Genomic DNA, 12,987 nt, shown 5'->3' with positions numbered 1-12,987 from the left:
CCATGCACACCACCCTCGACGACATCATCGATACACACGACGACACCGCACAGGACGGAGGTCGTCGGCGATTCCCGCTGCAGGGCGTCGTCACCGTCGTCGGGGTGCTGCTGGTCGCGGCGCTGGCAGTCGTCGGATGGCAGTGGAACGATGCCCGCACCGAGCGCGACGCCCTCCTGGCCGACTCGGCGGCCCGGGAGGAGGCCGAACAGGTCGCCCTCGACTACGCGCTCGGTGCGGCGCAGATGGACTTCAAGGATCTCGGGCCGTGGCGGTCCCGGCTGACGGCCGGCACCACCCCGGAACTGGCCGAGCGGCTCACCAAGGCGGCTACGTCGATGGAGCAGATCATCGTGCCCCTGCAGTGGGCGTCGACGGCCGAGCCGATCACCGCGAAGGCCGTCAGCGGACCCGACGGCACGTTCATCGTGGACTGCTTCGTCAGCGTCCACACCACGAACGCGCAGGCACCGGAGGGTATCCTCTCCACCGCCACCTACCGCCTGGCGATGAACAACCGGGACGGCTGGACTATCACCGAGATCAGTGGTGTCGGTGCCGACGCCCTCCAGGAGGGGCCGCGGTAGAAACCGCAGGTCGCACGGGTGGCCATCGTCGTCGTTCCCGGAACTGGCAGACTCGACCCCGGTACGGGTCGAGGAGGACCGCGTGACGACGACGGTGGACGAACCCGAGCGAGCACGTCGAGTCGCGGCTGAAGTCCTGCGACTCGATCCTGGCGAAGGCCGTGCGCAAGGTGCCCCGTTCACCCTCGACGGTATCCGCGAGGTCGTCCGGGACATCGCGGGCATCCGCATCACCTGCAGTTTCACGTCGGACGTCTACCGGCTGATGGACATGATCACCTGCCAGCGCGACCTGGACCCGAGAATGGAAGCGCTGCACCGTCGCGTGCACGGGGATCCCGCCGACTGAGCGGGTCCACAATCGAGAAGTGAGGCTCACAACCCCAGGAGTCGCCCGTCAGGGTTGTGTGCCCGCACTTCGGGTTGAGAGCCTCATGACCAACGCTGTGGCGCGTGCTTGGCCTCGGGAAGCACCTCGTCGACGTCGTCCGATGGGATGGAACGTCCGAGACCGAGCGGCGATACGCCTGCATCCGGGGTTGTCCACCTGTGGTGGAAAGGTGTCTTGCCGACGGTCATTCGGAACGATCCATCGCGGACAGTGCAGCCACGAAGCCCGCTTCGGCGACCACGTAGTCGTTCCCCGCGCCGTCGGTGATGTCGGCGACCTCCAGCAGATGGCCGCGAACGCCGTCCCGGGAAGTGCGGATTGCGAAGTGGCGAACGCACGCAGCGCGTCAGGATCGACCTGCAACGTCATCTGTGCCCTCCGACAGATCCCCCGGATACGTCGAGTAGCAGAACGGTCTTCGGCGGAAACGACGAGAGCCCGGCTCACGTCGGGACGTGAGCCGGGCTCTGGGACGGCAGGGCGTTACTGCGCGCGGGAGACCGCGGTGGACAACGCATCCACCACGCGGTCGGCGCCCCACGGGAGCGAGATGGGCGACGGGAAGCCCAGTGCGTTGGGGACACCGGAGTTGCGGGCGATCGAGACGATGGCGCCGCGCTGCACCACGGACAGGTTGGCCCACTGCTCGTTGCCGCGCATGTACTCGATGTCGCCGGCGGGGGAGATGACGACGGCGATGTCGGTGTCGAGGTTGCCGACCAGCTCGTAGCTGACCTTGCCCCGGCCGTCGGCGTCCGTCGGCACTGTCTGCGCCCAGTCGGAAAGCGTGAAACCGATGTCCTTCATGAACATTCCGATGCCGCGGTCCTCGCCGGACAGGATGTACAGCTCACCGGCCAGGTCGCCGATGACCGCGTTGTACTGCACGCCTTCGTATTCGGGGTGCGAGGCACGCACCTCGGCGAGGTCCGCCTCGGCGGCCTCGACGGATTCGCGGGCCTCGTCCTCGCGGCCGAGGGCCTTGCCGATCTTGAGGGTGGAGTTCTGCCACGGCTCGACGTTGGCCTGCTCGTCGAAGTGGACGACGGGAGCGATCTCCGAGAGGCGCTGGTAGGCCTGCTCGTCGAGGTTCCACTGGCCGGTCGCGACGATCACGTCGGGCCGCAGCGCGGAGATCTGCTCGAGGTAGGCCATGGCCTCACCGACGAACAGCATGACGGGGACCTCGTTCTCCCCGGTGGACAGCAGTGCCTCGGAGCCGCCCTCGGGATCGGGCGGAACGACGGTGTAGCCGCGTTCCTCCAGGGCCTCGACCTGCCACGGCCACGCGCCGAGACCGTCGGTGGCGACGAGGGTGCTGGAGTCGGCGGGCAGCGCCAGCGGGACGAGACCGGCCGCGATCACCATGTCGGCGTCCTGCGGGGACAGCGGGAGCACCCGCTCGGCTCCGGCGGGAACCTCGACGTCCCCGTACTTGCCGCTGACGGTGACCGTCTCGCCGCTCGCCGCGGATGCGTCGTCGCTGCCGCAGCCGGCCACGAACACCACGAGCAGTGCTGCGAACAGCGCAGCGATCCCGCGCCTCACAGCGGATGTCCGTTGGGCCCGCCCGGATTGCCGGGCACCGTGCAGGAGACCATGGCGCGGTGCGCCAGGAAGCAGAGGCTGTCGTTGCTGAGTTTCCATTTACCGTCGATCCAGTACCACTTGAGGGTTGCGAGGGCGGGGGCGCCACCGGCCAGTGACGTCGAGATCTGTGCGCGGGCCACGTCGTCGTTCAGCGAGACGGGACCCTCGAGGTTCCACCGGTAGAACGCCGAGGCCACGTTCAGCGCGTTGCCCACACCGCGGACGGTGGGCACACCGGCCGCGCCGCCTTCGAGATAGGCGGCGATGTCGGCGTCGCTCGTGGCGGGGTCGAGCCCCTGCTGCAACTGGTTGTTCAGGGTCCCGAGGTCGGGCGCCGTCGGGCCGGCCGGGGTCGCGGCTTCCACGGCGGAGGACGACGGGGCGGCGGCCGCAGCGGGTGCCGCCGCGGCGGCGGGAGCGGCAGGCGCCGCTGCTGCCGCAGCGGGCGCGGCGGCAGCAGCCGTCTCGGTGGCCGAGGTGGGGGCGGGCTGCGGGTCGAGGACGGACACGCCGGTGTCGGACGACTTCGCGGCCGCGTCGGGCGGGGTCTCCATCTTCACGACGATCTGCTGGTCCTCGTCGCCGAGGTGCATACCGAGCAGGACGAGTCCGGGGATCGCGGCGCCGACCACCATGGCCGCGCACGTGGAGACCAGCACGGTGGGCCAGTGCGGTCCACGCCGGCGGGGTGCCTCGGCGACGGGCTGCGGCGCGACGTAGTCGCCGTAGTCGTAGTTCTCGGGATGTTCGCTCATCGCATTGTCCGAGTGGTGTGTGTCGGTGGGGTCATGCGTGTCGTGCTCTCCTTCGACTGGGACGGCGGTTGCGCGCCACCTCGAGCAACTCGTTAGCCTAACCTAACATCCCGTTTATAGGCGGTGAGCAGCGGGTCGTGTGTTCGTTGGGACCGATCCCTGTGGAACGAAGACGCCCCGGACGCGAAGACGCCCCCGCCGTTCCGGAGAACGACGGGGGCGCCCGGTGCGGAGATCTACTTGTACGAGTAGAAGCCCTCGCCGGTCTTGCGACCGAGGCGGCCGGCGTCGACCATGCGACGCAGCAGCGCCGGCGGCGCGTAGTGCGGCTCGGCGAACTCGTCGTACAGCGACTGCGCGGCGTTGAGGGTGATGTCGAGGCCCACGGTGTCGATGAGGGTCAGCGGACCCATCGGGTAGCCGCAGCCACCCTTCATCGCGGCGTCGATGTCCTCCTTGGTGGCGTAGCCCGATTCGAGCATGCGTACCGCCGAGCACAGGTAGGGGATGAGCAGGGCATTGACGATGAAGCCCGCCCGGTCGCCCGCGCGCACCGCGGTCTTGCCGAGGACGTCCTTCGCGTAGTCGAACACCGTGTCGGCCGTGGCCTCCTCGGTGGTCAGCGCAGAGATGATCTCGACCAGCGGCATGACCGGCACCGGGTTGAAGAAGTGAACACCGACGACCTTGCCGGGCCGCTGCGTCGCCTGCGCCATCTTGATGACGGGGATCGACGACGTGTTGGTGGCGAGGATGCCCTCGGGCTTCACGACGCGGTCCAGCTCGGCGAAGATCTCGACCTTGAGGGACTCGATCTCGGGAGCGGCCTCGATCACGAGATCGCGGTCCGCGAACTCGTCGATGTCGAGGGTGACGCGGATGCGTCCGAGGATCGCGTCGGCGTCATCCTGCGTGATCTTGCCGGCCTTGACGCCGCGTCCGACCGACTTCTCGAGGCGCTGGCGCGCCGCGGCGGCGAACTCCTCGGTGGTCTCCTTGACGAGGACGTCGCTACCGGCCTTGGCGCACACCTCGGCGATACCGGCCCCCATGGTGCCGCCGCCGATCACACCTACCTTTTCGATTGCCACTGTTGCTGACTCCTGATCGCTTGTCGTTCCGGGGTTAACCTACGCGACCCGATGTCAGCGGAGCAGGGCGCGCGACATGACGACGCGCTGGATCTGGTTGGTGCCCTCGTAGATCTGGGTGATCTTGGCGTCGCGCATCATGCGCTCGACCGGGAAGTCGGTGGTGTAGCCGGCGCCACCGAACAGCTGCACGGCGTCGGTGGTGACCTCCATGGCGACGTCCGACGCGAAGCACTTCGCGGCGGCGGAGATGAAGCCGAGGTTCGGCTCGCCGCGCTCGGCGCGGGCAGCGGAGGTGTAGACCATCAGGCGGGCGGCCTCGACCTTCATCGCCATGTCGGCCAGCATGAACTGGACGCCCTGGTTGTCGGAGATCGGGCGGCCGAACTGCTTGCGCTCCTTGACGTAGGCGAGGGCCGCGTCGAGGGCACCCTGGGCGAGGCCGACGGCCTGCGCGCCGATGGTCGGGCGGGTGTGGTCGAGGGTCGCCAGAGCGGTCTTGAAGCCGGTGCCGGGCTCGCCGATGATGCGGTCGCCGGGGATGCGGCAGTTCTCGAAGTACAGCTCGGCGGTGGGGGAGCCCTTGATGCCGAGCTTCTTCTCCTTCGGGCCGACGACGAAGCCCTCGTCGTCCTTGTGGACCATGAAGGAGGAGATGCCGTTGGCGCCCTTCTCCGGGTCGGTGACGGCCATGACGGTGTACCAGGTGGACTTGCCGCCGTTGGTGATCCAGCACTTGGAGCCGTTGAGGATCCAGTCGTCGCCGTCGGCCTTGGCGCGGGTGCGCATGGAGGCGGCGTCGGAACCGGCCTCACGCTCGGACAGGGCGTAGGAGGCCATCGCGCCGTTGACGATGTCCGGCAGGACCTTGGCCTTGAGCTCCTCGGAGCCGCGCAGGATCAGGCCCATGGTGCCGAGCTTGTTCACGGCGGGGATCAGCGACGAGGAACCACAGACGCGGGCGACCTCTTCGATGACGATGCAGGCGGCGATGGAATCGGCGCCCTGGCCCTCGTACTCCTCGGGGACGTGGATCGCGTTGAAGCCGGAACGGTTGAGGGCGTCGAGGGCCTCCTGCGGGAAGCGGGAGTTCTCGTCGACGTCCTTCGCGTAGGGCGCGATCTCCTTCTCGGCGAGGGCGCGGATCGCCTCGCGGAGGGCCTCGTGCTCCTCCGAGAGCTTGAACAGATCGAAGTCGGGATTGAGGGCCATGATGGGCGGACTCCTAACGGCACGCGGTGCCAGAGTTGCGGGCGTGGCTCCCTCGAGCCTACGCGTGCGAGGGATCACAACGTGACAGAATGGCCCGATTCTAACCTGGGCACTCAGTGCCAGGTCAATGCAGGAAGAAGTTGATCACCCTTTCGGGGTTCCACCCTCGAGCTGCAACCGCACCTGCTCGGCGACCTCCGCCGGGGTCAGATCGGCGGGATAGGTCACCACCGTCACCGCAGGTCGCGCCGCCGGAACGACCGGCTGAGCTGCACCGCCGTTGCCGGGTACCACACCGAAGGTGCGGCGCACCTCGAGCAGTTCCTGCTCGAGCCGTTCGGCGGTGGCGGTCTCGTCACCGCGGATCATCGCCCGCAACAGGAAGTTGTGTGTCGCCGTCATCGCCGCCGCGAAACTGACGATCCGGACCGGCTTCTCCGCGGGAACCGCCGAGCGCAGATAGTCGGTGAACAACCGTTCGTATCGGTAGGTGGTGACCAGCTCCCGGTCGCGCAGGGCCGGCACCCGCTGTACCACCCGGTACCGCCAGACCGCCAGCTCGCGCCGGTCCCGGAAGTGCCCGAAGACCAGCTTCGCCGCCTCGCAGGTCGCCGCCCACGGATCGTCGAAGTCCCCCGCGAGGTACTCGGCGACCCGCTCGAGCAGCGACTCGTGATCGGCGAAGATCACGTCCTCCTTCGACCGGAACTGCCGGAAGAAGGTGCGGCGCGACACCCCCGCCGCGGCCGCGATCTGCTCGACCGTCGTCGACTCGTAGCCGAACTCGGAGAACAGACGGATCGCCTGGGTGACGACGTGCACGCGGAACTGGGCGGGATCCGGTCCTGCCGGAGCGGGACGGCGCGAGCTGCCGGTGCTGGTGGTCATGACTGTCGAGTATTCCCCGTCGCGGAGGCCACCGGTCTCACGCCTTGCCGGTCTCCGCCGCGCGCAACTGGAACTTGAGGATCTTGCCCGTCGGCGTGCGCGGCAGATCCGCGGGGAAGACGATGTCGCGGGGCACCTTGTAGCCGGCGAGCAGCGTGCGGGTGTAGGCGATGAGGTCCTCCGCCGTCACGTCCTGCCCGGGCTTGCGCAGCACGAACGCCTTGGGACGCTCGCCCCACTTCTCGTCGGGAACACCGACGACCGCCACGTCGAGTACCGCCGGATGGCTGATGATCGCCTGCTCGACCTCCACCGTCGAGATGTTCTCGCCGCCGGAGATGATGATGTCCTTCGCACGGTCCTTGAGCTGGATGTAGCCGTCCGGGTACATGACGCCGAGGTCGCCGGTGTGGAACCAACCGCCGCGGAACGCCTCCTCCGTCGCGGCCGGATCCTTGTAGTAGCCGAGCATGACGTTGTTGCCGCGCAGCACGATCTCACCCATCGTCTCGCCGTCGGCGGGCACGTCGTTCATGTTCGCGTCGACGACCCGCGCCGTCTCCGCTTGCAGCATGCCGACACCCTGGCGGGACAGCAGCGCGGCACGCTCCTCGGCGGTCTTGTCGTCCCAGGAGTCCTGGTACTCGCAGATCGTGTACGGCCCGTACACCTCGGTGAGCCCGTAGACGTGCACGACGGTGATGCCGATCTCCTCGAGCTGGGCGATCACCGTCGGCGACGGGGGAGCACCGGCCGTGGTGATCCGCAGCGGCCGGTCCAGCCGGTGCGCCTGCTCGGCGTTCGCGATGGTCGAGCACACCGCCGGCGCCCCGCACAGGTTGGTGACGCCGAGGTTGTCGATGGCGTCCCAGATCGCATCGGCCCGCACCGCCCGCAGACAGATGTGCGTGCCACCGGCCGCGGTGACCGCCCACGGGGTGCACCAGCCGTTGCAGTGGAACATCGGCAGCGTCCACAGGTACTTGCTGCGCCCGTCGAAGCCGTTGTGGAAGGTCTCGCCGAGCGAGTTCAGGTAGGCGCCGCGGTGCGAGTACATGACGCCCTTGGGCTTGCCGGTCGTGCCGGAGGTGTAGTTGAGGGTGATCACCTCGAGCTCGTCGTCCACCGTCCACGGCAGCGGCGTCGCGTCCAGCGTGTCGGCCTGCGCGAGGAACTCGTCGTAGCGGCAGGTGGCGATCCCGGCGGGCACGTCCTGCGCCGGTGCCGTCGAGTCGGGGACCTCGACGATCTCGGCGACGCCGGGCACGTTGTCGCCGACGGTCGCCACCGAGGGCAGCAGCTCGGAGTCGACGAACAGCAGCTTCGTCTCGGAGTGCTCGAGGATGTACTCCAGCTCGGGGCCGGCGAGCCGCGAGTTCAACGCGACCAGCACACCCCCGGCCAGCGGCACCGCGAAGTGCGCGATCAGCATCTCCGGCACGTTCGGCATCAGGTACGCGACCTTGTCGCCGGGGGAGATGCGGCTGCGCAGCACCCGGGCGAGACGCTGCGTCTCGTCGGCGAACTCCGCGTAGGTGTAGGTCCTGTCCCCGTGGACGATCGCGGTGCGATCCGGGAACACCGCCGCCGAGCGCTCGAGGAAGCGCAGGGGGCTCATCTGGCTGTAGTTCGCCGCCGCAGCCGGGCTCCGATCAGGGGTGGCAGTGGACACAGGTACCTCCGAGGGTGTTCTACGCGGGTTCCGGAGTCATCTGTGATCGTCGCAACACCGGACGGTGTGCAGGTTACGAACGGTGGAACTCGCGTGGCTACCCTCCGAAGTGGGTGTTCGGACGCGCATGTCCGGCACGGTCAGAGCCGGGAAGGAGCCGATGGACGTCGCGATGCCGGGGCCGCTGCGCCCGAATGACCTCGACGCCCTCCGCGCGACCCTGCGCGGACTGAAGTCGACCACCGACCTGCCGGTGCTCTTCGGCGGCGCGGTGCACGACTCCGACGTCGTGCTGTCCGGTTTCGTCGGCACCCGCGGCCGGGCCCTGCGCAATCTCGTCATCGCCGCCCGCCGTGGCCTCGGCGGGCGGGTCATCGTCGAACAGCGCCCCGGTGCGGTCGCCGACTACTTCAACTCCCCGCACATCACCCACCACTACGACCGGCAGGTCGCGGGGGAGGGCATCGAATCGCTGATGGCCGCCCCGGTGGTGGTGCGCGGCCGCACCCGCGCCGCGATCTACGGCGGTCTGCGCGTCAACCGGCCGATCGGCGACGTCGTGGTGGAGAAGGTCGTGCGTGCCGCAGCCGAACTCGGGCGCGAGATCGAGATCCGCGACGAGGTGGACAGGCGGGTCGCGCTGATCGAGAACACCCGCGACGCGCAGGGCACCGGAACCGTGCCGGCGGCGGTGTCCGAGGCGCTGACGGAGAGCCTCGTGGCGCTGCGCGCGATCGCGGCGAACACCACCGACCCCGAGATCGTCGCCCAGCTGCAGCGGGTGGAGGAGACCCTCGCCCGTGCACGCGGGGGCTCGGACGCCGCGCCGCGCACCCGCCTGACCGGGCGGGAACGGGACGTCCTGAGCCACGCGGCGCTCGGCTGCCGCAACGCGGAGATCGCGGACCGGTTGTCGCTGAGCGTGGAGACCGTCAAGACGTACATGCGCAACGTCATGGACAAGCTGGACGTGCACAGCCGGCACGAAGCCGTCGTCGAGGCGCGTCGTCAGGGCCTGCTGCCCTGATCCGTCGAGTGGTTCTCGGGGTCCGTCGAGCGGCTGGGCAGGCCGAAGAACTTGCGCACCACGCGCAGGAGACGCCGGAACCGTGTCTCGGTGACGGGCCGCTCGAGCACCTCGGTGCCCACCGGTGCGGGCCGCCGCACCGGCCAGCTGTCGTCCACGTCGTCGGCGTCCCGTCCCAGGCCCCGCAGATACTCGGCGAAGCTGCGTTGCCGCTCGGCGTGCCAGGCGGCCTGATCGGCCATGATGTCGAGCTCGGCCAGCTGCGGGTAACGCGCCACCAGAGCGCGGGTGAGCAGGCCCGCGGCGAGTGCGTCGGCCTCGGCCTGGTGCGGGTCGGTGAGCGGCACCCCGTACACCTCGCACACCGCCTGGAGAGTGCGGCGACCGGAACGGTAACGGTCCAGCTCCCGGTCGATGACGTACGGATCGACGACCGTACCGATCTCCAGGGCGTCCCAGCCCAGGCGACGTCCCTCGGCGTCGAGCACCGTCAGGTCGTAGCTGGCGTTGAACGCCACCACGATGTGGCCACGCGCCCACGCCTCGCACACCGCCTGCCGGATCTGCCGGTAACCCTCCCGGTAGTCGAGCCCCTCCGCGCGCGCTCGGGCGGTGGTCACCCCGTGGATCGCGGTGGTCTCCTCCGGGATGTCGATACCCGGGTCCACCAGCCACGAGCGGGTGTCCGTCCGCTCACCGTCGAAGGTCACGACGCAGGCGGTGACGATGCGGGCGGTGCGGGGATCCCGGTCGGTGGTCTCGAGGTCGAACGCGCAGATCGGGCGGTCCGTCCAGGGCGTCATGTTCGATCCTCGTGTTCGGGGGCTGTGGGTACTGGACGCATTGTTGCGCCGGGTACCGACACCTCCGGTGCGCGCGAGGTCAGATGGTGTCGGTGCACACCACGAAGTTGCGCTCCCGGTACACGAAGCCACCCTCGGAGATCGAGCAGTCGTTCACGTCCGAGGTGCCCTGCAGGATCTCGGTGACCTTCTCGCCCTGGACCGCCGGCTCACTGCAGACGATGCGCTGCGGATCCTCCCCGCCGAAGTCGATGCAGTCGCCGACCACCCAGTCCACGTCCAGGCACAGCGCGCCCACCTCGAGCCCGGCGTAGGTCTCGTAGTAGGTCTGGTCGGCGTCGCCCGGGCACGACTCGGAGCGGTCCACGATGTCGATCACCTTGTAGTTCGATGCGCTGCTGCCGCACTCGGCGTTGTCGACGGTGGCGTCGAACTCGGTGCCGCCGAGGGTCACGCACTCGCCCACGGAGACGTCGATGCTCAGGTCCGTCGACGCGCTCGACGTGCCGGTCGTGGGCAGCGGCACGGTGGTCGTGGTGGAGGTGCTGCCGGGTGTTCCGGTCGCGGCGACGGCCGTGCCCTCGATCTCCGAGGTGCATCCTCCGATCGCACCCACAGCCGCCACCAGGATCGCGGCCCCGGCCGCACGTCGGAGAGTGTTCATGACCGCAGAGCCTACGGAAGTACCGTCGGCGGCTTCGTCCAGGTGCAACGATGTGGCGCATGGACCTGCCCGTGGTGCCTCCGCTCGCCCCGATGCTCGCCAAGGTCGCGTCCACGATTCCCACCCAGCCCGGGGACGGCCCACCCGAGTGGTCGTACGAACCCAAGTGGGACGGTTTCCGGGCGATCGTCTTCCGCGACGGCGACGAGGTGGTCTTCGCTTCCCGCGGCGGCAAGGATCTCGTGCGGTACTTCCCCGAACTCGCCGACGCGGTCCGGGCGGAACTTCCGCCGCGCTGCGTGGTCGACGGTGAGATCGTCGTGCCCCTCGAACGGGACGGCCGCACGCGGCTCGACTGGCAGGCGCTGTCCGAGCGGATCCATCCGGCGGCGAGCCGGATCGCGCTGCTCGCCGAGCGGACCCCCGCGCACTTCGTCGGCTTCGACCTGCTCGCGCTCGGCGACGACGACCTGATGGAGGTGCCGTTCGCCGTCCGCCGCACCCGCCTGCACGAGGAGATCGGCGGGGGCCGCAGCTGTCATGTCACGGTGTCCACCACCGTCACCGACACGGCCCGTCGCTGGTTCGACGAGTTCGAGGGCGCGGGTCTCGACGGGGTGGTGGCCAAGCGGCTCGACGGCCTGTACGTGCCCGACAAGCGGGAGATGCTCAAGCTCAAGCACGCTCGCACCGCCGACTGCGTGCTCATGGGTTACCGCATGCACAAGAGCATCGAGGGCGTCGGATCGCTGCTGCTCGGCCTCTACCACGAGGGGGAACTCGTGATGGTCGGCGGTGCGTCGGCGTTCACCCGCGAACGCCGCGAGGAACTGCTCGCCGAACTGCAGCCGCTGCGCGTGGGGGAGGACGTCGTCTCCGAGGGCGAACCCACCCGGTGGCGGTCGGCGACGGAACGCAGCTGGGTGCCGCTGCGACCCGAGCGGGTCGTGGAGGTCGCCTACGACCAGATGGAAGGCACCGCGCAGACGGAAGACGGGGTGGGTGCCGGGGTGCGGTTCCGGCACGCCGCGCGGTTCCAGCGGTGGCGCCCCGACCGCGACCCGCACAGTTGCACGTTCGACCAGCTGGAGGTGCCGGTGCGCTACGACCTGGCCGACGTGCTCGACCGGAAAGAGGACTGAATGGCCGCCGCGAAACGCGCACCCGCCGAGGAGCTGGACGTCGACGGCGTTCCGGTGCGGTTGTCGAATCCCGACAAGATCTACTTCCCGCGGCTGGGGGAGGACGGCGGGACGAAAAGGCATCTCGTCGAGTACTACCGCCGGGTGAGCACCGAGTTCGGCGCTCCGATCCTCGCGGCCCTGCGCGACCGGCCGACGCATCTGCAGCGGTTCCCGGACGGCGTCGGGGGCGAGGAGATCTACCAGAAGCGCGCCCCCGCGAAACGGCCCGACCACGTCGCGACCTGCGAGATCACCTTCCCGTCGGGCCGCACCGCCGACGCCCTGCGGGTGCGTTCGGCCGCCGACGTGGTGTGGGCGGCGAACCTCGGTACCCTCACCTTCCATCCCTGGCCGGTGCGGTGCGGCGACACCGACCGCCCCGACGAGCTGCGCATCGACCTCGACCCGCAGCCGGGCACCGATTTCGGCGACGCGAAGGCGGTGGCGCTCGAGGTGGTGCGTCCGCTGCTCGACGAACTGGGCCTGACCGGTTTCCCGAAGACGTCCGGTGGGCGGGGACTGCACATCTATCTGCGGATCGTCCCAGAATGGGACTTCGTCGGTGTGCGGCGCGCGGGCATCGCGCTCATGCGCGAGATCGAACGTCGCAGCAACGGCCGGGCGACCACCGCGTGGTGGAAAGAGGAACGCGGCGAGCGGTTGTTCCTCGACTACAACCAGAACGCCCGGGACAAGACGATCGCCTCCGCGTACTCCGTCCGCCGTACCCCGGTCGCCACTGTCTCCACACCGCTGACCTGGGACGAACTCGTCGACGCCGAACCCGACGACTTCACCCTCGCGACGGTGCCGGACCTGCTCGCGAAGCGGGGCGACCCGATGGCCGATCTCGACGCGCACGCCCACTCGCTGGACGTGCTGCTCGAGATGGCCGAACGCGACGAGGCTGCCGGGCTCGGCGACCTCCCCTATCCGCCGAACCACCCCAAGATGCCGGGCGAACCGAAACGGGTGCAGCCCTCCCGTGACGCCGACCGGTCGAAGGACGGGTGAACGTTCCGGATCGTGACCTGCACCGGGAACCTTTCCCGGAGGCCGATCCATAGACTGTGGCGGGAAATTCCTTCGGCCGGGATCTCGGAAAGGTTGTGACGTGGTGCGC

General features: G+C 69.2%; 12 protein-coding genes and 1 pseudogene. 5 read left to right on the top strand and 8 right to left on the bottom strand.

Annotated features, from left to right (window positions below; genetic code table 11):
- Positions 1–2: 2 nt before the first annotated feature.
- Complete coding sequence (locus OED52_RS18710; protein ID WP_264152316.1) at positions 3–587, top strand: hypothetical protein; 585 nt, start codon at positions 3–5, stop codon at positions 585–587.
- 101 nt (positions 588–688) lie between these two features.
- Positions 689–882: pseudogene (locus OED52_RS18705) on the top strand (GTP pyrophosphokinase); the annotation flags it as partial.
- Between the two features lie 579 nt (positions 883–1,461).
- Here OED52_RS18705 and OED52_RS18700 read toward each other — a convergent pair.
- The 6 genes from OED52_RS18700 to OED52_RS18675 form a co-directional block, all read right to left on the bottom strand.
- Positions 1,462–2,526, bottom strand: a complete 1,065-nt coding sequence (locus tag OED52_RS18700) for an ABC transporter substrate-binding protein (RefSeq protein WP_264152315.1) — start codon at positions 2,524–2,526, stop codon at positions 1,462–1,464.
- The gene (locus tag OED52_RS18695) at positions 2,523–3,323 is read right to left on the bottom strand and encodes a hypothetical protein (RefSeq protein ID WP_264152314.1); all 801 of its coding nucleotides are present in this window, start codon (positions 3,321–3,323) and stop codon (positions 2,523–2,525) included. Before OED52_RS18695 ends, OED52_RS18700 begins: the two co-directional genes overlap by 4 nt.
- Before the next feature lie 236 nt (positions 3,324–3,559).
- Positions 3,560–4,408 (bottom strand): 3-hydroxybutyryl-CoA dehydrogenase, encoded by an 849-nt coding sequence (locus OED52_RS18690; protein WP_264154769.1) that lies wholly within the window; start codon positions 4,406–4,408, stop codon positions 3,560–3,562.
- Positions 4,409–4,468: 60 nt separating this feature from the next.
- Positions 4,469–5,626: an acyl-CoA dehydrogenase gene (locus tag OED52_RS18685; protein WP_264152313.1), complete on the bottom strand. Its 1,158-nt coding sequence runs from the start codon at positions 5,624–5,626 to the stop codon at positions 4,469–4,471.
- A 144-nt stretch (positions 5,627–5,770) separates the two neighbouring features.
- Positions 5,771–6,514: a TetR family transcriptional regulator gene (locus OED52_RS18680; protein ID WP_264152312.1), complete on the bottom strand. Its 744-nt coding sequence runs from the start codon at positions 6,512–6,514 to the stop codon at positions 5,771–5,773.
- Between the two features lie 37 nt (positions 6,515–6,551).
- Positions 6,552–8,132, bottom strand: coding sequence for an acyl--CoA ligase family protein (locus OED52_RS18675; RefSeq protein WP_264154768.1), 1,581 nt, complete (start codon positions 8,130–8,132; stop codon positions 6,552–6,554).
- 214 nt (positions 8,133–8,346) lie between these two features.
- On the opposite strand from OED52_RS18675, the gene OED52_RS18670 reads away from it, so the two are divergent.
- On the top strand, positions 8,347–9,213 hold the full coding sequence (locus OED52_RS18670) for a response regulator transcription factor (RefSeq protein ID WP_264152311.1): 867 nt from the start codon (positions 8,347–8,349) through the stop codon (positions 9,211–9,213).
- Here the strand turns inward: OED52_RS18670 and OED52_RS18665 are convergent.
- Together OED52_RS18665 and lppU are read right to left on the bottom strand one after the other, a co-directional pair.
- On the bottom strand, positions 9,195–10,016 hold the full coding sequence (locus tag OED52_RS18665) for a 3'-5' exonuclease (RefSeq protein ID WP_264152310.1): 822 nt from the start codon (positions 10,014–10,016) through the stop codon (positions 9,195–9,197). The two genes, OED52_RS18670 and OED52_RS18665, sit on opposite strands and share 19 nt — an antisense overlap.
- 79 nt (positions 10,017–10,095) lie before the next feature.
- The gene (gene lppU, locus OED52_RS18660) at positions 10,096–10,680 is read right to left on the bottom strand and encodes an LppU family putative lipoprotein (RefSeq protein WP_264152309.1); all 585 of its coding nucleotides are present in this window, start codon (positions 10,678–10,680) and stop codon (positions 10,096–10,098) included.
- A 59-nt stretch (positions 10,681–10,739) separates the two neighbouring features.
- Here lppU and OED52_RS18655 point away from each other — a divergent pair, with 59 nt between their 5' ends.
- Together OED52_RS18655 and OED52_RS18650 are read left to right on the top strand one after the other, a co-directional pair.
- On the top strand, positions 10,740–11,822 hold the full coding sequence (locus OED52_RS18655; RefSeq protein ID WP_264154767.1) for an ATP-dependent DNA ligase: 1,083 nt from the start codon (positions 10,740–10,742) through the stop codon (positions 11,820–11,822).
- The gene (locus OED52_RS18650; RefSeq protein ID WP_264152308.1) at positions 11,823–12,878 is read left to right on the top strand and encodes a DNA polymerase domain-containing protein; all 1,056 of its coding nucleotides are present in this window, start codon (positions 11,823–11,825) and stop codon (positions 12,876–12,878) included.
- The last annotated feature ends 109 nt before the right edge of the window (positions 12,879–12,987 follow it).

It is taken from the genome of Rhodococcus sp. Z13, from assembly GCF_025837095.1.
GTDB lineage: Bacteria > Actinomycetota > Actinomycetes > Mycobacteriales > Mycobacteriaceae > Rhodococcus > Rhodococcus sacchari.
This window is presented reverse-complemented; position numbering and strand designations above follow the sequence as displayed.